The organism is Tamlana sp. s12, assembly GCF_016767215.1.
GTDB lineage: Bacteria > Bacteroidota > Bacteroidia > Flavobacteriales > Flavobacteriaceae > Pseudotamlana > Pseudotamlana agarivorans.
Map to the genome: position 1 here is coordinate 3110857 of NZ_CP068547.1, position 23481 is coordinate 3134337.

Consider the following 23481-nt stretch of genomic DNA (forward strand, 5'->3'; position numbering starts at 1 on the left):
CTTATGAACCTAAATCAAGTTACTGTACCCTCTTTAAATGTCGAAAAATCGGTAGAATTTTATAAAGCTTTAGGCTTAAAACTGATTGTTTTCACGCATTCGAAATACGCTAGATTTGAATGTCCTGATGGCGATGCTACATTCTCAATACACGAAGTTGAAAACCTATCTGATGGCTTTGGAATTACGGTTTATTTTGAAGAAAAAAACCTCGATGAGGCTGTAAAACAATTAAGGGATAAAGGCATCGTGTTTGAGCAACTACCAACAGATAAGTCTTGGCTATGGAGAGAAGCTCAACTTAAGGACCCAGACGGTAACCGGATTATTTTATATTATGCTGGGAAAAATAGGAAAAACCCACCTTGGCGTTTAGCATCGGAGTAATTTAAAAGAACTTTTATAAGTTTATTTAAATTACTTCTACCACTACTATTACTTTATAGGCGTCACTTCTTTTTGCTTTACCACATTTGACAATACAATTTGAGTTTTAGATTCACCATAAGTAATTAATTGATCGATAAAAGTCTCTAAGTGCTTTTGATTTTTTAAAACCACTTCCATCACTATATTTTCATCTCCCGTAATTCGGTAACAATTGATTACCTCATCATAGGTTTTTACTTTATCTAAAAACGGTCTTAATTTCCCCATAAATGCTCTCAAGGTGATAATGGCCTTTAGCTGGTAACCGATTTCAAAAGGTGAAACTATAGTTTTATAGCCTTCAATTATTCCCAGATCTTCCATTTTTTTGATGCGCTCGGAAACAGCAGGCGAACTTATACCAACTTGCCTACCAATTTCAGCATTAGAAAGCCTTGCGTTTTCCTGTAAACATTTCAAAATTTTTCGGTTCAGACTATCAACTACCATTCAAAGGAATTTTAACACTAATTAATTAATAATTAAAGCAAATATACAATTTTACCTTAACTATTAAAGTTGATTCTCCTGCGTTGTGAGTAATTTTGAATAAATGCTAAGAAACAAATAATTATGTCGTCTAATACCCCACTAAATCTATCGGAATTACCGATTTATCAGAAAGCTTTGGAGATTTTCACCCTGTCTCAAAGCATTTCTTCCTACTTAAACAGCGACTTATCTTCTCTAAATCAAGACGGTAGCGAAAGCCATCATATTTATTTTTCTGGAGATATTATTCAACAATCTGTTTCATTAGCTCCAGAAATTCTAAACGCAGAATTACAAAGACATTCAGAACGCAGATATAAGCATATTGAATCTTTAAGAAAATTAACCAATAAGCTTTATAAAAATTCATATCGATTAGAGCGTTCTAACAGTAACGGAAAAGATTTTTTACCAATTTTAAGAAGTGAATTAAAAAAATTTAAAAAACTACAAAGTACTTGGATGCTTACATTATAGAACTTAACCCCTCTAGGTTATATAAAAAACGCTCAAAAAATTTAAATTTCTTGAGCGTTTTTTCATGTTCATCGTAATGCTATCACGCGATAAACTTTGTTTTCGTATTTAAGACATGGCCTTCAGTTAAGTGATATTTTTCTGATTTGACCGTATAAAATAACCAATCTAAATAGTTTTTTGAACGCCTTTTAAACTTGTATTTGAGGGTACATTCCATAGTATAAAATTGTTTTTAGGGTTAAACAATACTAAATAAATAGCTCTAGAAGATTAATTTACACTTAGATAGTTAAAGCAAAAAAATAACGCCTAATTTTTAGATTAAGCGTTATTAAATTCCTATAACTTGTATTATAATGTCAAAAATAAGGTTGAAATGACTTTTGTATTTAACTGATTATAAGGCATTAAAAAACATATAAAATAAAAAACTACATGTTTCGTCTGTACTGCCCACCGACTTCAAATAAGGCTTCAGTAATTTCTCCTAAAGAACAAACTTTACATACTTCCATAAGCGCATCAAAAATATTCTCGTTTTGAACGGCCTTTAGCTGTAAATCCTTTAACAAATCGGTGGTGTTATGAGTTTCATGCAAGTTCTTCAACGTTTTAATTTGAAGTTGTTTTTCTTCTTCGGTAGCACGAATAACTTCTGCCGGTAAAACTGTTGGTGACCCTTTACTGCTTAAAAAAGTATTCACACCAATAATGGGGAAATCACCATTATGTTTTAACGTTTCGTAATACAAACTTTCTTCTTGAATTTTACTACGTTGGTACATGGTTTCCATAGCTCCTAAAACGCCACCTCGTTCATTTATTCTATCAAACTCAACAAGTACCGCTTCTTCTACTAAATCGGTTAATTCTTCAATAATAAAAGATCCTTGAATTGGATTTTCATTTTTAGCCAAACCAAGCTCTTTATTAATTATAAGTTGGATGGCCATGGCACGACGCACAGACTCTTCAGTTGGTGTTGTAATAGCTTCATCGTAAGCATTGGTATGTAACGAATTACAGTTATCATAAATCGCATAAAGGGCTTGAAGTGTGGTTCGGATGTCGTTAAAATCAATTTCCTGAGCATGTAAACTACGTCCTGAAGTTTGAATATGATATTTAAGCATTTGAGCTCTTTCATTAGCGCCATACTTATGCTTCATGGCTTTAGCCCATATTTTACGAGCTACACGACCAATAACAGCATATTCTGGATCGATACCATTGGAGAAAAAGAAGGATAAATTGGGACCAAATTTATTGATATCCATACCGCGGCTTAAATAATACTCTACATAAGTAAAGCCGTTGGATAAGGTCAATGCCAGTTGCGTAATAGGATTGGCTCCAGCTTCTGCGATATGATAGCCTGAAATAGACACCGAATAAAAATTTCGAACGTTATTCTCTATAAAATACTCTTGAACATCGCCCATTAAACGCAAAGCGAATTCGGTTGAGAAAATGCACGTATTTTGCGCTTGATCTTCCTTTAAAATATCAGCTTGTACAGTGCCTCGAACTTGAGCAATGGTATTGGCTTTAATAGAATTATACACATCTTTAGGTAAAACCTGATCACCTGTTACCCCTAAAAGCATCAAACCTAAACCATCATTCCCTTCGGGGAGGGTACCGTTGTATTTAGGACGAGCTCCATTTTTATATAATTCCGCTAATTTCGCTTCAACAGCATCTTCTAAACCATTTTCTTTGATGTAAATTTCACATTGCTGATCTATGGCTGCATTCATAAAATACCCTAACAACATGGGCGCCGGACCATTTATAGTCATACTCACAGAGGTCATAGCATCGGCCAAATTGAAACCAGAATACAACTTTTTAGCATCATCTAAACAGCAAATTGAAACGCCTGCATTACCAATTTTACCATAAATATCAGGTCTAATATCGGGGTCGTTTCCATAAAGTGTTACACTATCAAAAGCCGTAGACAAGCGCTTTGCTGGCATACCCTGACTTACATAATGAAAACGTTTATTGGTACGCTCTGGACTTCCTTCGCCTGCAAACATACGGGCTGGGTCTTCCCCTTTTCTTTTAAAAGGATACAATCCAGAAGTAAAAGGAAACTCTCCTGGAACGTTTTCTTGCAAACACCAACGAAGTATGTCACCCCAAGCTTGATACTTTGGAAATGCCACTTTTGGTATTTGAGTATGTGAAAGGGATTTGGTGTGTGTTTCAATTTTAATTTCTTTATCACGAACCTTGAAACTATAAATCGGGTTTTTGTACTTATTCACTTTAGCATCCCACCCCGTTAGGATCTCCCAATTGAACGGATCTAAATTCATTTTCACACGATCAAATTCGGCTATTAGTAATTTTACAAAATCACCGTTATCTTCAGAGGAGCTTTTTAAAATAGTGTCTTCTTCGAGGCCTAACTTTCCTATAAAAGTTAATTCATCTACTTTCTCATTAACATCAACTACTGTACAAATCGTTTTAAAGATCCCGTAGAGTTTTTGAGCTATGTCAACTTGCTCATTAGCCTTTTTATCATAGGCTCTATTATTTTCAGATATTTCAGATAAATAACGGGTTCTAGCAGGCGGAATTACAAAAATTTTCTCACTTTCACCTAGAGATTCCACCAGGTTAGATTTTAAATCAGCTTCTGTTTTTTCAACCAATTTATTAATAACAGCCTGATATAACGTATTCATACCAGGGTCATTAAACTGTGAAGCAATCGTTCCAAAAACAGGTAAATCTTCTTGAGGTGTCTCCCACAGCAAATTATTACGCATGTATTGCTTTTTCACATCACGTAAAGCATCTAAAGCGCCTCTTTTATCGAATTTATTTATGGCTACTAAATTGGCAAAATCTAGCATATCAATTTTTTCTAACTGTGTGGCCGCACCAAATTCGGGTGTCATCACATAAAGTGACACATCGGAATGTTCAATTATTTCGGTATCTGATTGTCCGATTCCCGAAGTTTCTAAAATAATTAGATCATAATTGGCTGCTTTTAAGACCTCAATGGCTTCATTTACGTGCTTAGAAAGTGCCAGATTTGACTGTCTTGTAGCTAAACTACGCATGTAAACACGCTCATTATTTATGGCATTCATTCTAATACGATCTCCTAGAAGCGCACCACCAGTTTTACGTTTAGAAGGATCGACCGATATGATACCTACGGTTTTATTAGGGAAATCCATTAAATAGCGACGAACCAATTCATCAACCAAACTAGACTTTCCGGCACCTCCAGTACCGGTAATTCCGAGAACTGGTGTTTTTGAAGTTTTATTTTTAGAATGTATCTTATCTAAAGTAGCTTTGGCTGTTTCTGGAAAATTTTCAGCGGAAGAAATTACACGAGCGATATCTTTAACCGATTTACTCTGAATAACCTCTAAATCTATATCAAGGGTATCCCCAATCGCAAAATCAGATTGCTGCACCAAATCGTTTATCATTCCTTGAAGTCCCATTTCACGGCCATCATCAGGTGAATAAATACGGGTGATGCCATAATCCATTAAGTCTTTAATTTCTGAAGGTAAGATAACGCCGCCACCGCCGCCAAAAATCTTGATATGTCCAGCACCTTTTTCCTTTAAAAGGTCGAACATATATTTAAAATATTCGTTATGACCACCTTGATATGAGGTTAAACAAATAGCATTCACATCTTCTTGAATGGCTGTATTAACCACCTCTTCAACACTTCTATCATGACCTAGGTGAATCACCTCAACACCAGTGGCTTGAATGATTCGACGCATCACGTTTATTGAGGCATCATGACCGTCGAAAAGGGAGGCTGCGGTTACGATTCTAATTTTATTATTTGGCTTATATATTGCTTGCTGATTCATTCGTAAATATTCTCTTAATTAAGTCCGGCAATTTACGAAATATTCAAAAATTTAAACCATTTACTTGATATTATCTAAAACTATATTCTAAGTTTAGTCTTTTATAATTTTAACCTAATTTTGAGCATTAAAGCTTGAATTCTAATGAATAAGATAACCATATTAATACATTGTAAAGACAAACCAAATATCATTGCCTCAATCACCAACTTTATTGCAAATAAAGGCGGAAACATCGTTTACATAGACCAATATGTCGATCGAGAACAAGATATTTTCTTTATGCGTTTGGAAAGTGAATTTGTTTCGGATAGTTTTTCTACAATAGACTTTAAAACTGATTTCAAAAGTGAGCTAGCAGAAACTTTTAAAATGAAATGGCGCATTTATTCTTCTGAGAAAAAGCCTAAAATGGCCTTATTTATATCAAAATACGACCATTGTTTATATGATTTATTAGGAAGATATAACTCTGGCGAGCTCAATCTAGAAATACCTTTTATTATAAGTAATCACACCGATTTAGAGCATATCGCTAAAAACTTTAACATTCCTTTCTACCATATCCCAGTAACCAAAGACACCAAAAAGGAGGCTGAAGACAAACAATTGGAGTTACTTTTAGAACATAAAATAGACTTTATCGTATTGGCCAGATATATGCAAATTGTATCTGACAAACTGATCAATCAATACCAAAATAAAATTATAAACATTCACCATTCGTTTTTACCTGCGTTTATTGGTGCTAAACCTTACCATTCTGCATACAAACGAGGTGTTAAAATTATAGGTGCTACCAGCCATTATGTCACAGAAGAATTAGATGCCGGACCTATTATTGAACAGGATGTCACCCGTGTATCTCATACACATGCCATTTCCGACCTTATAGCTAAGGGCCGTGATTTAGAAAAAGTGGTTCTTGCTAACGCCGTAAAACTACATGCTAACAGAAAAGTAATGGTTTATAATAATAAGACTGTAATTTTCACCTAATCGCATTTAAAAACAACAATTCAATATTATTAAAACAATAAACCCCATATGATACGCAAATTTTTAGCCATTACCTTACTACTTAACCTAACTGCTTGTGCCGAGTTACACGAAGTAGCCAAGCAATTACCTCAAACACAAACCAATATTCCAAACAGCACTATTGGAAATGCTGATATCGCTGCCGGTTTAAGACAAGCTTTAGATTTAGGTATCGATAAGCAAGTATCAAAACTTACGCAAACTAATGGTTTCTACGGAAATGACATGGTTAAAATTTTATTACCAAAAGAATTACAGAAGGTTGATGATGGTTTAAGAAAAATAGGATTAGGAAGCCTCGCTGATGAAGGCTTAAAAGTGCTTAACCGTGCTGCTGAAGATGCCGTTAAGGAAGCAACCCCCATTTTTGTCGATGCCGTAAAAGGTATTACATTTAATGATGCTAAAAGTATATTAGTTGGAAGCGATAATGCCGCAACACAATACTTAAGTTCAAAAACAGAAACCTCGTTGTATAATAAATTTAATCCGGTGATTAAAAACTCCTTTAGCAAAGTAGGCGCTGATAAAATTTGGTCTAATTTAATTAGCAAATACAACAGTATTCCTTTTACAGATGATGTTAACCCCGATTTAACTGACTACGTGACAGAAGAAGCTTTAAAAGGTGTTTTCACGATGATTGAGGTTGAGGAAAAAGAAATTAGAACGCAATACTCGTCTAGAACTACAGACTTATTAAAGAAGGTATTTGCTTTACAAGACTAAAGGGTTTTTATCACCTATATTACCCTTAAAAAATTTAAAACCGGATGAAACTTCATTCGGTTTTTTTGTGCGCTTAATCTTTTAGTTAAAATTGATTTAATTTTTTAGTCCGTTTTTTAAAATTTAAACAAAAAATATGTATATTTAAATTCCTGTTAATCAAGGAACAAGAATGAAACGATTAGACGCCATAAAACTTCATCAAGATAAACTCCACAGAGACTACAAAGCTCTTGTAGAGCAGGCGTATAATTTCCGACAAACCGATTCAGAACTTAGTGATATTTCAGAATATCGCGCTATAAAACTGCTAAACAAACTCAACCGATTAAAATATCTATACCGAGACCGAGAACAGCAGCAATCAGTAATCTAATATTTAATTACCATTTATTTAACTTTTTAAAAATGTATGAGGCATTAAAATTGCTCATGCATTGATCTATAATTAAAAATTTAACAATTATGAATACGTCATATATAAAAACACAACAAGCGAAACTATTAAGCACTTACAAACAGCTTATGGAACAAGCGTATAATTTTAGACAAATCGACTCTGCTCTGAGTGACATTCTAGAATTCAAAGCCATTAAATTGCTTAACGAATTAAACGGTTTAAGGTTTTTAAACTCAAATCAATTGATATACTGTAAGATATAATTTTTATTTATCGTTATTTTAACCTTATATAAACATCTATACAGCCTATTATCACGTACTTTATATAAACAAAAAAAACAGAACGTTATGAACCCTCACTTTTGTCGCGTAGGAAAAATTAAGCCTAATTTGAATAAATTAATCAGCTTAAAACAATTAGAAAATAGAATTGCAAACTTTGTAGAAGACACTACTAAAGTTGAGTATGAAGATTTAAACGGAGCGTTTTAAAATACTTAAACGCCGCCATGAGCCTTGATCCATACCAAGAAAACATTTCCCCATCTACAAGTATAGCTTTACTTTTGGGAAAAATTTCTTGTGCCTCATTCTTATGAATTTCCTTAAAAGGAAAAGGCTCTGAGGATAACAAGACAAATTCAGGCGCTACAACTGTATCTAATTTATTAGGTTCTATTTCAGGATATCTTTCTAAGTGACCGAATACGTTTTCAAACTTATTTATATTCAATATATAGTTTATAAATGTATGATTTGCGGCTGCCATCCAAGGAGATTTCCAAATAAAATAAGCAACTGAAACAACAGGCTTATCCTTCACAAAGTCTTGAAATTCATTAAACTCTGCTTTAATAGTTTCAACAATTTTTTCCGCTTTTAATTTGCAATTAAATAGCGCGCCATATTGTGCGATTAAATTTAAGCTATCTTCTAAATTATAGATATCGGACACATGTACCAGGCAAACACCTTCACAAGCTTCTACAATTTCCTTAGTATTCTCCTCTTTATTACAAAGAATAATATCCGGATTTAGTGTCTTGATTTTATCCAGATGAATTTGCTTCGTCCCCCCAACAACAGTAACCTTTTTACGCAGCTCTTTTGGGTGAATACAAAATTTGGTTATTCCCACCAATGCATCCTCCATACCTAAATCACAAAGTAATTCGGTTTGACTAGGCACTAATGAAATGATTCGCTTCGGAACAGTTTCTAAAGAAATTACTCTATGCAGTTGGTCTTTTAACTCCATGACATCATTTAAAATGATGATGCGTCCAGAATATCGGCCATTTCCTTTTGAAGTTCTTCAGATTTTTGGGCTGCTGATGCTGCAAAGTCAGTATCGTTTGAGGCATAAATAATCCCTCTTGAAGAGTTTATAAGTAACCCCACAGTGTCATTCATACCGTATTTACAAACGTCCTGTAAATTTCCGCCTTGAGCTCCAACTCCTGGCACTAATAAGAAACTGTTTGGAATAATTTTTCTGATATCTGCTAAATATTCAGCTTTAGTAGCTCCAACCACGTACATCAAGTTATCTGAATTTACCCAGGTTTTTGAAGTTTCTAACACCTGTTTGTAAACCTCTTTACCTTCTACGGTTTTGGTTTGAAAATCAAACGCCCCTTGGTTGGATGTCAAAGCCAAAAGAATGGTATGCTTATTATCAAAAGCTAAAAAAGGTTCTACGGAATCTTTCCCCATATAAGGTGCTACGGTTACCGAATCGAAAGCTAAGTCTTCGAAAAAAGCCTTGGCATACATTGTACTCGTATTCCCGATATCGCCACGTTTAGCATCGGCAATTGTAAAGATTTCAGGATGGTGTTCATTTAAATAATTGATCGTTTTTTCTAAAGCTTTCCAACCTTTTAATCCGTAAGCTTCATAAAAAGCCGTATTGGGTTTGTAGGCTACACACAAATGATGGGTGGCATCGATTATAGCTTTGTTGAATGCAAAAATCGGATCTTCTTCTTCCAAAAGGTGCTTCGGAATTTTATTTAAATCGACATCCAATCCTATACATAAAAAGGATTTCTTTCTTTTAATTTCCTGAATAAGTTGACTTGTTGTCATGACTTTTATTTAGAACAGATACGCTGCGTTTCACAAGGACTTCGTCAAGAAACACAGCGTACAATATTAATTTTTATGGTATGAGGTTACACTAAATTTGATCACTATTTGCCTTTAACTTTTCGGTGTTTTCAGCAAGTTGTAATTCATCAATAATTTTTTGAATATCACCATTAACAATATTCGATAAATCGTAAAGTGTTAAACCAATTCTATGATCGGTAACACGACCTTGAGGATAATTATAAGTCCTAATTTTAGCACTTCTATCACCACTAGTTACCATGGTACCACGTAAAGCGGCATCTTCTTCCATTTTTTTAGCCAACTCTAAATCGTATAAACGCGAACGTAATACTTTAAAAGCTTTCTCTTTATTTTTATGCTGAGATTTTTGATCTTGACACTGTGCTACCAATCCTGTTGGAATATGGGTTAAACGCACAGCTGAATAAGTCGTATTTACAGACTGTCCACCAGGTCCCGATGAACAGAAAAAGTCGATACGAACATCCTTAGGATTAATTTCAACATCAAATTCTTCAGCTTCAGGGAAAACCATTACTGTTGCTGCCGAAGTATGTACTCGACCTTGTGTTTCTGTTTGTGGTACACGTTGTACACGGTGAACACCTGCTTCAAATTTTAAAGTTCCGTAAACATCTTCACCAGAAACTTCAAATTGAATTTCTTTAAATCCGCCATTGGTACCTTCACTAAAATCTACAGTATCAACCTTCCAACCTTTGCTTTCACAATATTTTGTATACATTCTAAATAAGTCACCAGCAAAAATACTCGCTTCATCACCACCTGTTCCAGCACGTAATTCAACTACTGCATTTTTAGTATCTTGAGGATCTTTAGGTATTAAAAGCACTTTAATTTCTTCCTCTAGTTTTGGAATCCCTTCTTTTGCTTCATCGTACTGTAATCTAGCCATTTCAACCATTTCGGCATCACTACCATCGGCGATTATTTCTTCAGCTTCAGCTAGATTATTGGTAAACTCAATGTATTCCTCACGTTTCCCCATAAGGATACGTAAATCTTTATATTCTCGATTTAACTCGACATAACGTTTTTGATCTGCAATAATATCAGGTTGAATGATTAAATCACTAACCTCATCAAAACGCTGCTTTACTATTTGTAATTTCTCTAACATCTGCCTTTTTTAATTGGATGTCAAAAATACGATAATTTATCAATTTTCAATGCCTTGAAATAGGGTTAAAATTTATGTCGATTTCATGGAACAAAAAAGGAGGTAGTTAATAAAACAACCTCCTTTTCTTCTTTATTAAAATACTTTATACAGTAAATTATTCTATCCGCATTTAGAAGAACCACAATCTTTACAAGTCAAGCAACCTTCTTGATAAATTAAGTTTGTAGACTTACAAGCATCACATTTCTGTCCTTTAGCTTTAGTACCATCTTCAACATAACGTTTTAAGGCACGCACCACACCATTTTTCCAGGTGTTGATAGACTCGCTATCCAATTGTAAACTGTTAATTAAATCTACAATTTTATCGATAGGCATACCATGACGTAAAGTACTCGAAATCAACTTAGCATAATTCCAAAATTCAGGATTAAACTTATGAGATAACCCTTCAATAGTTGTTTTATAACCTCTTGTGTTTTTGTACTGGAAATCGTAACGTCGCACCCCATCTTCACCTCTGTTTTTTATAATAACTCCTTTGTTTACCCAACGCGGAATTAAAATACCATCCTCATCATCGGCAAGACCTGTAAAAACCTCGTAAGGCTTCCCGTCAATAATCCCAATAAAAGCAATCCACTTCTCTTTACTATTTTGAAAACGAACTACATCAGCCTCTAAAGACTGTGGTCGCTTGGTAGGAAATGCTGTTAAGGTTTCTTCGGTTTCTTCCTTCTTCTTTTCATCATTAGAAATTAAAACTCCAGAACGAGAACCATCTCTATAAACTGTTACACCCTTACATCCAACTTCCCATGCTTTTAAATACAGGTCGCCTACTAAATCTTCCGAAACATCGTTTGGTAAATTAATGGTTACACTAATCGAGTGATCTACCCATTTTTGAATAGCACCTTGCATACTCACCTTACTCAACCAATCAACATCATTTGAAGTTGCTCCGTAATAAGGCGATTTTTTGATTAACTCGTTAATTTCATCTTGAGAATAATTAACAGTAGTATCCATACCATTAACTTCCATCCATTGTTTAAAACGGTGATGAAAAACCACATATTCTTCCCATGAATCCCCTACTTCATCTACAAAATCTACACGAACATCTTTATCATTAGGGTTTACCTTTCTTCTTCTTTTATAAACCGGCATAAATACAGGTTCGATCCCAGAGGTTGTTTGCGTCATTAAACTCGTGGTTCCTGTTGGGGCAATCGTTAATAAAGCAATATTACGACGACCATATTCAAGCATTTCATAATACAATTTATCATCGGCTTCTTTTAGTCGTTTAATGAATGGATTATTTTTCTCGCGTTCAATATCAAAAATTCCAAAGGCTCCACGCTCTTTTGCCAAATGCACCGATGCTCGATAAGCCTCAATAGCAATGGTTTTGTGTACTTCAAGTGAAAAAGCATTCCCTTCTTTACTTCCGTATTTAATACCTAAAGCCGCTAACATATCGCCTTCCGCAGTAATCCCTACACCAGTTCTACGACCTTCTTCTGCTTTACGCTGAATGTTTAACCATAAATTTTTCTCTGTTCTTTTTACCTCATCTAGTTCAGGATCTTCATCTATTTTCTTAAGAATATTATCAATTTTAAGAAGCTCTAAATCGATAACATCATCCATAATACGTTGAGCAGCTGCGACGTGTTTTTTAAACAATTCGAAATTGAATTTCGCGGCACTTGTAAACGGATTTTCTACATATGAAAACAAATTAATCGCTAAGAGACGACACGAATCATACGGACATAAGGGAATCTCACCACAAGGATTAGTAGAAACCGTTTTATAACCTAAATCGGCATAACAATCTGGCACCGATTCATTTATTATAGTATCCCAGAATAAAATGCCTGGCTCGGCAGATTTCCATGCATTATGAACAATTTTTTTCCAAAGCGCATTAGCATCAATAGATTTTGACACTTTAGGGTTTGCACTAAAAATAGGATATTTTTGAGTGTATTCCTTACCAGCTTTAACCGCTTTCATAAACTCATCATCAATTCTTACCGATACATTGGCACCAGTTACTTTACCTTGTTCCAATTTAGCATTGATAAAATCTTCAGAATCGGGATGATTAATAGAAACTGATAACATTAAAGCACCACGTCGACCATCTTGAGCAACCTCTCTTGTTGAGTTTGAATAACGCTCCATAAAAGGCACAATCCCCGTAGAAGTTAATGCAGAATTTTTAACAGCAGAACCTTTTGGACGAATATGAGACAAATCGTGACCAACTCCTCCACGACGCTTCATAAGTTGTACTTGCTCCTGATCAATTTTCATGATTCCTCCATAAGAATCAGATTCTCCGTCATTTCCAATTACAAAACAATTAGACAGCGAGGCTATTTGAAAAGGGTTCCCGATGCCTGCCATCGGACTCCCTTGAGGAACGATATATTTAAAATCCTTAATTAAATCGAATATGTCATTTTCCGATAACGGATTAGGATACTTAGACTCTACACTAGCTATTTCTTTAGCAATACGCTTGTGCATATCATTTGGTGTTAACTCATAAATATTCCCATCAGAATCTTTAAGAGCATATTTATTTAACCAAACACGAGCAGCTAGATCATCATTTTTAAAGTACTTTAAAGAAGCTTGAAAAGCCTCTTCCTGGGTATACGTTTTTTTTGGGACTTCAGTTAGTTTTTCGTTCATGGATGTTTTGAGATATTAAGATGGATTAAATATTTTTTATGTGCTACAAATAAAAAACAAAGATACAACTTAAACCATGACGCAAATCATAAAGTTGTCAACAAAAATGCGATAAAATACTGAAAACAAGAGTGTTAAAAATTTATCAACAACAAAAAGTTAACAATTTTTAAAAAGAATAATAACACAAAACATTAAAGAAATCGAAAAATATTTATAAGGAAATATACAATAAAAATTCGAAAAAACACATCTATTTGACTCTCAGCACCGAATAGTTCACCATTAAAAGAAAGACTTTCAATCTTGATTTACCAATTATAAAAACGACTTAATTATAATTAAAAATCGAATGCCACACCAACACCTAAAAACTGTTTCCATTGTACTTTAGCTCCAGCTTCATCAAACTCCCCTTCAACATCGGAAGGCACTAATGTTTTTACATCGTCGTCGTAACGCAAATGGGTTCCAAAATTAGCCCGAACAAAACTATTTACTTTAAAGTCGAAATCTAATCTCCAATCGACATCTACATTTCCGAAGTTATTAATATAGTCTGAATACAAACTAATTTGATTTTTTACATTAATGTTTTTAACTAATTTTCTCTCGTAAGTATTCGTTAATAACACACCAACCTCACGTCGAAATTGTTCTCCAGGAACTACCACATTACCTTGATCATCAAATTCCGCACCTGTCACACCAAATGCACCTGCATTTGCTAACCTCTCATCTAACACAAAGGTGGCTTTTAAAGTTAAGGGTGAAAAATACAATAAAAACTTCTTTTTGTTTTTACTATACTCCATTCCCCCACCAAAAAACAAGTAACCAGGTGCCATAAATTTAGAAATAGGATCCCCGTCATTTGTCGTCCCAGCATATCCATTTGTTAACTGCGTTCTAAAATTAAGTCGGGCCATATAATACCACTCTGAAGCCTGATCTGGTTTATACCCTAAATTTGAATTGATTTCAAATATATCATCTGTTTTTCGAACCTCTTTTTTTTGCTGCTTGTTGATCCCATAACGTATATGCGCATCGTTATTCCAAACGTAATAACTATCGGTGTAGTTCAAAACACTCTTAAAATCTAGCAGTCCAGAAATAGAATTGGTTCCCCCTTCACTCCAATTAACAAAAACAGCTTCATTAATATCTAAGGCTACTTTATTGGTTTGCACCCATTCTGGTCCTTTATAATCATCTTTATCTTCTTCAATGTACAACCAATCGGGCTGTGCTGATAAAACATTAAACATTAATAAAGTAATCAATAAGACAGAAGTTCTCATGAAAGGCTAAAATTTAATTATACAAGTCCTGATTTCATCAACAACTATTCCATAATTTAGTGTATACAAAAAAAGAATCAATAGGTAAACTCACCAAATTCCGATTTTATTGTAAGCTTCTTATTAGGAGAAGCTTCAACACGGCCAATAACCTTAGCATCAACATTAAAAGATTTTGAAATTTCAATAATATTATCTGCTACCCCTGGAGTTACATATAATTCCATACGATGACCACAATTAAAAACCTGATACATTTCTTTCCAATCGGTTTTTGATTGCTCTTGAATTAGTTTGAACAATGGTGGAATTGGAAACATATTATCTTTTACAATATGAAATTCATCTACAAAGTGAAGTATTTTAGTTTGCGCACCTCCTGAGCAATGCACCATACCATGAATGGCATCGCTATTATATTCCGAAAGAATCTTTTTAATAATTGGCGCATAAGTACGTGTTGGAGATAAAACGAGTTTCCCGGCATCTATCGGTGCGTTTTCAACAGCATCAGTTAATTTCACACCACCTGAATATACCAAATCCTCTGGTACTGAAGCATCAAAACTTTCAGGATATTTTTCAGCTAAATATTTATGAAATACGTCATGACGCGCAGAAGTTAATCCGTTACTACCCATACCGCCATTATATTCCTTCTCGTAAGTCGCTTGTCCGAAACTTTCTAGTCCAACAATAACATCACCAGCTTTAATATTCGCATTATCAATCACGTCACTACGTTTCATACGCGCGGTAACTGTTGAATCTACAATAATGGTTCGAACTAAATCACCAACATCGGCAGTTTCCCCTCCCGTAGAATGAATAGTCACTCCAAAAGATTTTAAATCTTCTAACAGTTCTTCAGTACCGTTAATAATTGCTGAAAGCACTTCTCCTGGAATTAAATTTTTATTCCTTCCAATAGTTGAAGACAACATAATATCATCAGTAGCTCCAATGCACAATAAATCATCGATATTCATGATCAAGGCGTCTTGAGCAATACCCTTCCAAACTGAAATATCGCCAGTTTCTTTCCAATACATATAAGCCAAGGATGATTTTGTTCCTGCTCCGTCGGCATGCATTACTAAACAATAATCTTCATCGTTTGTTAAATAATCTGGAACTACTTTACAAAATGCCTTAGGAAATAATCCTTTATCAATGTTCTTAATAGCATTATGTACATCTTCTTTTGACGCAGAAACACCACGTTGTGCGTATCGTTTTGAAACCTCTTGACTCATAATATAAAATTGTGTTGCAAATTTACTTCTTTGAATTAAAAAATCCCGCTTTTTACAGCAGGATTTCATAAGTTTTACTCTCTATCTGGTAAATAATAGTTCTCTGTATTTTGTTAATGGCCAAATTTCATCGTCAACGAGAAGTTCCAATTTGTCACAATGGTAACGAATGGCATCAAAGAAAGGCATCACCTTTTTACTGTATGCTTCTGCTCTTTTATCCATTTCCATTAATTTGTTTGCACTTCTTCGTTCGTCAATCATTTTAGTAACGTTTGAATTGATACCTTCAATGTGACTAGAAATTTCTTCAATTAAGGTTATTTGCTCCTTAGCGACATTTTTAAAATTTTTATCAAAGATTTCTTTTAAACCTTTTACGTTTTCTATCAGAACATTTTGATACTTCACCGCTGTAGGCACAATATTATTTCTTGCAATATCTGCCAACACGCGACTTTCAATTTGATTATGCATTACATAAGCTTCAATTTCTATTTCATAACGGGCCTTAGTTTCAATAGCGCTCATCACATTCATTTCCTTAAACAAGGCTACTGTTTCCTTTGAGATACTTGCTTTTAAAGCTTCTGGTGTCGACTTACTGTTACTTAAACCACGTTTTTTAGCCTCCGCTTCCCAGGCCTCACCGTAGCTATTCCCTTCGAATAAAATATCTTTAGTTGACTTGATATATTCACGCAATACATTAAAAACAGCTTCATCTTTCTTAAGATCCTTCTTGTCAATTAATGCATCAACCTCTTTCTTAAAATCTTTTAATTGCTTGGCTACAATGGTATTTAAAACCGTCATCGGGTTTCCACAGTTGGCCATAGAACCAACAGCTCTAAATTCAAACTTATTCCCTGTAAAAGCAAATGGAGAAGTTCTGTTTCTATCGGTATTATCTAATAACACATCGGGGATTTTTCCAACCACATTCAGTTTAAGCTCTGTTTTTTCCTGTGGGGATAACTTCCCTTTTGTCACGCCTTCAAGCTCTTCTAAAACCTTTCTCAATTGTTCTCCAATAAAGACAGAAATAATCGCTGGAGGCGCTTCGTTAGCACCTAAACGATGATCGTTACTTGCAGATGCAATCACTGCCCGGAGTAAGGCTTCGTGTTTATGAACCGCTTTAATCGTATTAACAAAAAAGGTTAAAAACTGTAAACTACTCATTGGTGTTTTTCCCGGCGCGAGTAAGTTCACACCTGTATCAGTAGAAAGAGACCAATTATTATGTTTTCCAGAGCCATTTACTCCTGCAAAAGGCTTTTCATGAAAAAGTACTTTAAAATTATGTTTAGAGGCAATTCTTCCCATAATATCCATTAATAAGGAATTATGATCTACCGCTAAATTCGCTTCTTCGAAAATGGGCGCGACTTCAAATTGATTTGGAGCTACCTCATTATGTCTTGTTTTCACAGGAATACCTAAAAGCATACATTCTGTTTCTAGCTCACGCATAAAATTTAATGCACGATTAGGTATCGATCCAAAGTAGTGATCGTCTAATTGCTGTCCTTTTGCCGAAGTATGTCCTAGCAATGTTCTACCTGTTAACATGATATCGGGACGACTAGCTGCCAGAGTTTTATCGATCAAAAAATATTCTTGTTCCCACCCTAATGATGAAGTTACTTTTTTTACATTTTTATCAAAATATTTACAAACGGCTGTAGCTGCAGTATCTACAGCTTGTAAGGCGCGTAACAACGGTGTTTTATAATCCAACGCCTCACCGGTATAGGCCACAAAAATAGTTGGAATACATAAAGTTGTTCCATAAATAAATGCGGGTGAAGTAGGATCCCAAGCCGTATAACCTCTTGCTTCGAAAGTATTTCGAATACCGCCGTTTGGAAAACTAGACGCATCAGGTTCCTGCTGTACTAATTGTGATCCCCCAAATTGTTCAATAGCTAAATCATCACCTAAGGTTTCAAAGAAAGCATCGTGTTTTTCAGCCGTTGCCCCGGTTAAAGGTTGAAACCAGTGGGTATAGTGGGTTACTCCTTTCGCTAGCGCCCAATCTTTCATAGAAGACGCTACTTGATCGGCTATATTTCTGTCAATTTTTTTACCAAATTGCACCGCGTTTTCAACACCTACAAAAGCATCTTTCGTTAAGTATTGGCGCATGGTTTTCATGTTAAATACATTTTTACCAAATATTTCAGATCTTCGCTCTACCTCTTCAATTTTGATAGGTTTATAAGCCAGTGATTCTTTTATAGCATGAAATCTAAGTGTTGACATTTTTTTAAAACTTTGATAATTGAATACTAACACAAAAATAGTTAGCTTTTATTAATAATGTAGTACCTTAATTAAAATTTATTGTTAACACTTTTTCAGTATTTAAATAAATATTTCAACTTTTTTCTAAATATACCTTAAAAAAATAGGGTATAAATAAAAATATAACAGCCTTCCGTTAAAAGACCCCCATTAATTTCAATTAAATACATAAAAATTTATATTTGTGATATTAATACTAATATTTCAATTATTATATAATTATTATGGCAAAAATTAAATTAGAATACATTTGGTTAGATGGGTATTTCCCAACTCAAAATATGAGAAGTAAGACCAAAGTTGAAGAGCACGAAAACTTTCAAGGAACTTTAGAAGAAATAGGAAACTGGTCTTTTGACGGTTCTTCTACAAGACAAGCTGAAGGAGGTTCTTCAGATTGTTTACTTGTTCCTGTTGCTATCTACCCTGATCCAGATCGCATAAACGGATGGTTAGTAATGACTGAAGTTATGAATGCAGACGGTACGCCTCACGTTTCTAACGGTAGAGCTACTATTGATGACGAAGATGATGATTTCTGGTTTGGTTTTGAGCAAGAATACTTTATCATGGATTCAGCAACTCAATTACCTTTAGGATTCCCTGTTGGTGGTTACCCTGCTCCACAAGGTATGTACTACTGTTCAGTTGGTGGAAAAAACACTCATGGTAGAGATTTAGTTGAAGAGCATGCTGATTTATGTATTGACGCTGGATTAAACTTTGAAGGTATCAACCAAGAGGTTGCTTCTGGACAATGGGAATTCCAATTATTCGCTAAAGGTGCTAAGAAAGCAGGAGATGAAATTTGGATTGCTAGATATTTATTAGACCGTTTAACTGAAAAGTACGGATACTATATTGAGTACCACCCAAAACCACTAGGTAAAGATATGGATTGGAATGGTTCTGGTATGCACGCTAACTTCTCTAACAATGTATTAAGAACTTGTGGAGATAAAGAAACTTACGCAAAAATTTGTGAAGCTTTCCGTCCAGTTGTTGATGAGCACATCGCTGTTTACGGTGAGTTTAACGACCAACGTTTAACAGGTTTACACGAAACTGCTGCTATTACAGATTTCTCTTGGGGAGTTTCAGATAGAGGTGCTTCAATCCGTATTCCATTAATCGCTGTAGAAAAAGGATACAAAGGATGGTTAGAAGATAGAAGACCAGCTTCTAACGGTGATCCATACAAAATTGCTGCAAGAATTATCAAGACTGTAAAATCAGCTAAGATTTAATTCAAACAACAACATTGTTTTGTTCATAATAAAAGGCTAACATGATATCATGTTAGCCTTTTATTTTTGACTTAATTTAATATTAAGTAAGCTATTTATTCGTAAATATTAAAAACATAAACACGCCGTAGGCCGCGACTAAAACGAGACCTTTTATTCTGTTTATTTTAAGTTTTTTAGGCAAGAAAATGAGCGGAACTAATACAGCAGCAAAACCAAGCATCCATAAAATGTCGTTGGTAAGAATTTCTGGAGCAGTCACCGGAATAGGTTTCACCAGTGCTGTTAATCCTAAAACCGAGCCAATATTAAATATATTAGAGCCTATTAAATTCCCTAATGAAATGGCTTTTTCTTGTTTAGCGGCCGCAATAACCGAAGCAGCCAATTCAGGCACACTAGTACCAATGGCAATCAAAGAAACGCCTATTACAGCCTCACTGACTCCCATGGCAAGTGCTATTTCTTTTGATCCTTCAACAAGCCATTCACTTCCAAAATAAAGCGCTGCAGCTCCTATCAATAACCAAATAATAATTTTAAAATTTGAAACCACTGCTAGAGTCTCATCCACTTCATCGGAAACTACATCTTTTCTAGCACTCCTCACTAAAACCACAAGAAATAAAATAAGTCCTGCAAACAGCACACCTCCTTCCAACATGGATAACACCATATCATTACTTAAAAAATAATATAAGGCTATTGAAAACACCATCATGACAGGCCAGTTAAGCTTATAAAAAGAACTATCTACATCTATAGCGCTTACCAAAGCGGTAATTCCTAACACCAATCCGATATTAGCAATATTAGAACCAATCACGTTATTAATGGCGATAGCGGGTGACCCAGAAAAGGCCGCCTGGACACTTACCAACAATTCTGGGGCAGAGGTTGCAAAAGACACCACCGTCATTCCAATAACCATTTTAGAGATGTTAAATTTAAAAGAAAGTGCTACCGATGAACGCACTAAAAACTCGCCACCAATCACTAACAAAATAAAACCTAAAATCACCAATACAATACTCATATAATATTTTTTATTGCGAAGATAATATAATACCGATTATCATCTAAAAGTATGTGTAATTCATTTAGAAACTATTAGAGTCCTTTTAGTTTTAGTATTTTTGAAATATGAAGAAGCAATTTTTTAAATTTTTAGCGAAAGTAAACAAGGCTGTTCTTCCTAGTTATTCTAAAAAACAGTTAGATATTTCAAAAGCCAATAAGATACAGCTTGCTATTATAGGTTGGCGCTGGTATGTTACCAAAAGAGCACTTGACTAATTAAATCGTTTTAGCTTCTTCCCAAAACACATCCATTTCGGCAAGAGTCATTTCCTTTAAAGGTTTATTTAAACTTTTTGCTTTTTCTTCAAGATATTGAAACCGTTTCTGAAACTTTTTATTGGTGCGCTCTAAAGCATTTTCAGGGTTAATATTTACAAATCTTGCATAATTTATCATAGAAAAAAGGACATCACCAAATTCACTTTCCATAGCGTCTTGATCACCTTTTTCAACTTCATCCTTAAATTCAGCAAGCTCCTCTTCTACTTTCTCCCAAACCTGATTTGGTTCTTCCCAATCAAATCCTACTCCAGCTACCTTTTCTTGAATTCTATTTGCTTTTACAAGCGCAGGTAAACTTTTAGGCACGCCTTCTAAAACACTTTTTTTACCTTCTTTAAGTTTTAAATTCTCCCAATTTCTTTTGACATCAGCTTCATTTTCAACTTTAACATCACCATAAATATGAGGATGTCTATGAATTAATTTTTCACAAATCTCATGACACACATCAGCGATATCAAAATCATTGGTTTCACTACCAATTTTAGAATAAAAAACGATGTGTAAAAGCACGTCTCCAAGCTCCTTTTTTACTTCTTCTAAATCACCATCCAAAATTGCATCACCGAGTTCGTAGGTTTCTTCAATAGTTAAATGCCTTAAAGTTTCCATGGTTTGTTTTTTATCCCACGGACATTGTTCACGAAGTTCATCCATAATGGTTAATAAACGGTCGAAGGCTTTAAGCTGATTCTCTCTAGAATTCATAGGTCTTGATTTTTGGTAAAAATACAATTATAAATTATTTATGATGGATGCCTTCAAAGAAAAGAGCGCGACACGAGGTCGATTATAAACGAACCAAATAAATCATTTAACAAAAAAAAAGTCGTCTAATTAAGACGACTTTTTTTTATTATAAGTTAAAACAAATTTATCTTGATGCTGTTCCTGTCGGAAAATTTAAGTTTTGTGACATCGAATAGGTAACATGATCCATGGCATCGCTAGGAATATTACCAACCAATGGTTTTAACAGAAAAGGAGCAGGACTATTATCCGGGTAAGGTTCTATCGAAATTACAGCAACACCTCCTGCTAAATCTAAAGGAAAACTAACACCTGTTGGTGCATTCATTAAAAAGTCTTCACCTGGAAAAGGAGGGCCTGACATGGTTCCACTGAAGCCGTCAAAATCATCGGCCTCATCAACCATTGTAAAAGCTCCAGTAGTTAAAGGCTGTCCTTGAACACCCCAACCTTCATACTTCCATCCTTCAGGCAACGTTGGTAAATTTAAACCTACACTTGGACTCCCCGATGACAAGTTTAAAAACCAGATACCGCTATTTTCATCATTATTGGAACCATTAGTAGGTGTCGCTAAAATATAATCACCTGAAGCAGTATCAAAATTATTTCCAAAGGCAGCAGCGTGTGAAATAGACAATGCTCCGGTATCTCCTGAAAAATCTCCTGCTAACAGTTTTGTTTTACTCGGTGCTGGATCATCTCCAACAGCAGGTTCTATAGTTAAAATAAATGCAGTTGCAGTAGATAAATCTTCGCTCATCATTGGAAAACTAGATTGCGATAATTCTCCACTATCATTCACCGTAAACCGTCCTGTAGTTAACGGGCTACCATCGACCATAATCCAACCTTCATAAACATAATCGGTTCCTAATTTTTCTAAACCACTTATATTTAAATCTAAATTGGTTGTACTTGATGAATCATCATCATTGCTTGAGCAATAAGTTAAACTTAATGCTAAACTAAACAATGCTAAAAGTTTTAAGTTCTTATTCATAATGTGTTTATTTTTAGTTCTTATCAAAAATAAAATCTAAAAAGAACTTAAAATGTAAGCTAGCTTACATAACCCTTAAAACTTCCATATCCTTGTATAAAAAAAGATAATTTAGCTCGTTTTTTTCAAAACTAATATTTCATTTCTATTAAATTCAATGAGATTTTCATCGCGAAGTTCATTCATAATAGTATTAATAGTAGGTCTTGAAGTCCCTATTAAACTAGCCATATCCTTTTGAGTATAGGGGTGGCTAATTTTCACCGTACCTGTTTTTTCACAACAAACACCGTATTCATCACATAGCTCCTGAAGAAACTCCATTAATCTAGTACGAACATCTTTAAATAACAAGAGCTGAAGTCGGCGCTCTAATTTTCTTATCCGGAAGTTTATGAGTTTATATATTTTTAGGGAAAAGGTTTTATTGTCTCGCATTAAATCATGTAAAACAGAAACTTTCATGGAGCAAACTACAGTATCCTTTAACAGAGCTTGAGCAAATTCATTACGTTCTTCTTCTCCTAAAAGGGCTTTTTCACCAAAAACATCCCCTTTTCTTAGTACTGCTTTTACAACTTCATCTCCTTCCGCAGTATAATACCCTATTTTAACTTTACCTTTTTCTATTAGAAACATTTTACATGAATGATCCTTTTCAAAATATATATAATCTCTAGGTTGAAAAACATCAAAATTATGACATGCTTTGTAAGACTTAAATTTATGCGGACATAATATTTTAAAAACGTTAACATCATCCAAATACCAAAGATGCTCCATAAAAAGTTTGTTTTTTCTAATTCTGAATTACTTAACCGTAATTTCAA

21 protein-coding genes are annotated in these 23481 nt (G+C 34.5%); 8 read left to right on the top strand and 13 right to left on the bottom strand.

Annotation, left to right across the window (positions count from 1 at the left end):
• The first annotated feature begins 3 nt into the window (after nucleotides 1-3).
• The gene (locus JJL45_RS13450) at nucleotides 4-387 is read left to right on the top strand and encodes a VOC family protein (protein ID WP_068602037.1); all 384 of its coding nucleotides are present in this window, start codon (nucleotides 4-6) and stop codon (nucleotides 385-387) included.
• Nucleotides 388-435: 48 nt separating this feature from the next.
• On the opposite strand, the gene JJL45_RS13455 is transcribed toward JJL45_RS13450, so the two are convergent.
• The gene (locus JJL45_RS13455; protein ID WP_067145956.1) at nucleotides 436-879 is read right to left on the bottom strand and encodes an Lrp/AsnC family transcriptional regulator; all 444 of its coding nucleotides are present in this window, start codon (nucleotides 877-879) and stop codon (nucleotides 436-438) included.
• Between the two features lie 123 nt (nucleotides 880-1002).
• Between JJL45_RS13455 and JJL45_RS13460 the strand changes: the two genes are divergently transcribed.
• A complete protein-coding gene (locus JJL45_RS13460) occupies nucleotides 1003-1398 on the top strand; it encodes a hypothetical protein (RefSeq protein ID WP_067145954.1) in 396 nt (131 codons plus the stop codon).
• A gap of 434 nt (nucleotides 1399-1832) precedes the next feature.
• Here JJL45_RS13460 and JJL45_RS13465 read toward each other — a convergent pair whose 3' ends face one another.
• The gene (locus JJL45_RS13465) at nucleotides 1833-5270 is read right to left on the bottom strand and encodes a methylmalonyl-CoA mutase family protein (protein WP_202664168.1); all 3438 of its coding nucleotides are present in this window, start codon (nucleotides 5268-5270) and stop codon (nucleotides 1833-1835) included.
• A 144-nt stretch (nucleotides 5271-5414) separates the two neighbouring features.
• Here JJL45_RS13465 and purU point away from each other — a divergent pair, with 144 nt between their 5' ends.
• From purU to JJL45_RS13485, 4 genes are all read left to right on the top strand, one after another.
• Entirely contained in the window at nucleotides 5415-6269 is an 855-nt protein-coding gene (gene purU, locus JJL45_RS13470; RefSeq protein WP_067145951.1) for a formyltetrahydrofolate deformylase, read from the top strand.
• A 48-nt stretch (nucleotides 6270-6317) separates the two neighbouring features.
• A complete protein-coding gene (locus JJL45_RS13475; RefSeq protein ID WP_068602032.1) occupies nucleotides 6318-7040 on the top strand; it encodes a DUF4197 domain-containing protein in 723 nt (240 codons plus the stop codon).
• A 172-nt stretch (nucleotides 7041-7212) separates the two neighbouring features.
• The gene (locus tag JJL45_RS13480; protein ID WP_067145947.1) at nucleotides 7213-7416 is read left to right on the top strand and encodes a Lacal_2735 family protein; all 204 of its coding nucleotides are present in this window, start codon (nucleotides 7213-7215) and stop codon (nucleotides 7414-7416) included.
• An 89-nt stretch (nucleotides 7417-7505) separates the two neighbouring features.
• Nucleotides 7506-7703, top strand: coding sequence for a Lacal_2735 family protein (locus JJL45_RS13485; protein ID WP_202664169.1), 198 nt, complete (start codon nucleotides 7506-7508; stop codon nucleotides 7701-7703).
• A gap of 193 nt (nucleotides 7704-7896) precedes the next feature.
• Here the strand turns inward: JJL45_RS13485 and JJL45_RS13490 are convergent, their stop codons facing one another.
• The 7 genes from JJL45_RS13490 to JJL45_RS13520 all read right to left on the bottom strand — a co-directional run bounded on the left by JJL45_RS13490 (nucleotide 7897) and on the right by JJL45_RS13520 (nucleotide 18247).
• Nucleotides 7897-8700 carry an ABC transporter substrate-binding protein gene (locus JJL45_RS13490; protein ID WP_068602030.1) on the bottom strand — a complete coding sequence of 268 codons (804 nt, stop codon included), beginning with the start codon at nucleotides 8698-8700 and terminating at the stop codon, nucleotides 7897-7899.
• A gap of 8 nt (nucleotides 8701-8708) precedes the next feature.
• The gene (gene pyrF, locus JJL45_RS13495; protein ID WP_068602028.1) at nucleotides 8709-9533 is read right to left on the bottom strand and encodes an orotidine-5'-phosphate decarboxylase; all 825 of its coding nucleotides are present in this window, start codon (nucleotides 9531-9533) and stop codon (nucleotides 8709-8711) included.
• Nucleotides 9534-9624: 91 nt separating this feature from the next.
• Complete coding sequence (gene prfA / locus JJL45_RS13500) at nucleotides 9625-10701, bottom strand: peptide chain release factor 1 (protein WP_068602025.1); 1077 nt, start codon at nucleotides 10699-10701, stop codon at nucleotides 9625-9627.
• A gap of 162 nt (nucleotides 10702-10863) precedes the next feature.
• Nucleotides 10864-13419: an adenosylcobalamin-dependent ribonucleoside-diphosphate reductase gene (locus tag JJL45_RS13505; protein ID WP_068602023.1), complete on the bottom strand. Its 2556-nt coding sequence runs from the start codon at nucleotides 13417-13419 to the stop codon at nucleotides 10864-10866.
• Nucleotides 13420-13760: 341 nt separating this feature from the next.
• A complete protein-coding gene (locus JJL45_RS13510) occupies nucleotides 13761-14723 on the bottom strand; it encodes a DUF3078 domain-containing protein (protein ID WP_068602021.1) in 963 nt (320 codons plus the stop codon).
• A gap of 77 nt (nucleotides 14724-14800) precedes the next feature.
• Nucleotides 14801-15979, bottom strand: coding sequence for an AIR synthase related protein (locus JJL45_RS13515; protein ID WP_068602019.1), 1179 nt, complete (start codon nucleotides 15977-15979; stop codon nucleotides 14801-14803).
• A gap of 81 nt (nucleotides 15980-16060) precedes the next feature.
• Nucleotides 16061-18247, bottom strand: a complete 2187-nt coding sequence (locus JJL45_RS13520; protein ID WP_068602017.1) for a glutamine synthetase III — start codon at nucleotides 18245-18247, stop codon at nucleotides 16061-16063.
• A gap of 266 nt (nucleotides 18248-18513) precedes the next feature.
• Here JJL45_RS13520 and JJL45_RS13525 point away from each other — a divergent pair, with 266 nt between their 5' ends.
• Nucleotides 18514-19536 (top strand): glutamine synthetase beta-grasp domain-containing protein, encoded by a 1023-nt coding sequence (locus JJL45_RS13525; RefSeq protein ID WP_068602015.1) that lies wholly within the window; start codon nucleotides 18514-18516, stop codon nucleotides 19534-19536.
• A gap of 91 nt (nucleotides 19537-19627) precedes the next feature.
• Here JJL45_RS13525 and JJL45_RS13530 read toward each other — a convergent pair whose 3' ends face one another.
• Nucleotides 19628-20572 carry a calcium/sodium antiporter gene (locus JJL45_RS13530; protein WP_068602012.1) on the bottom strand — a complete coding sequence of 315 codons (945 nt, stop codon included), beginning with the start codon at nucleotides 20570-20572 and terminating at the stop codon, nucleotides 19628-19630.
• Between the two features lie 107 nt (nucleotides 20573-20679).
• Here JJL45_RS13530 and JJL45_RS13535 point away from each other — a divergent pair, with 107 nt between their 5' ends.
• Nucleotides 20680-20832, top strand: a complete 153-nt coding sequence (locus JJL45_RS13535; RefSeq protein WP_067145926.1) for an SsrA-binding protein — start codon at nucleotides 20680-20682, stop codon at nucleotides 20830-20832.
• On the opposite strand, the gene mazG is transcribed toward JJL45_RS13535, so the two are convergent.
• The 3 genes from mazG to JJL45_RS13550 form a co-directional block, all read right to left on the bottom strand.
• Complete coding sequence (gene mazG, locus JJL45_RS13540; RefSeq protein ID WP_068602011.1) at nucleotides 20833-21606, bottom strand: nucleoside triphosphate pyrophosphohydrolase; 774 nt, start codon at nucleotides 21604-21606, stop codon at nucleotides 20833-20835.
• Nucleotides 21607-21772: 166 nt separating this feature from the next.
• The gene (locus tag JJL45_RS13545) at nucleotides 21773-22651 is read right to left on the bottom strand and encodes an anti-sigma factor (RefSeq protein WP_068602009.1); all 879 of its coding nucleotides are present in this window, start codon (nucleotides 22649-22651) and stop codon (nucleotides 21773-21775) included.
• Between the two features lie 111 nt (nucleotides 22652-22762).
• Complete coding sequence (locus JJL45_RS13550) at nucleotides 22763-23434, bottom strand: Crp/Fnr family transcriptional regulator (RefSeq protein WP_068602007.1); 672 nt, start codon at nucleotides 23432-23434, stop codon at nucleotides 22763-22765.
• Nucleotides 23435-23481: the final 47 nt, after the last annotated feature.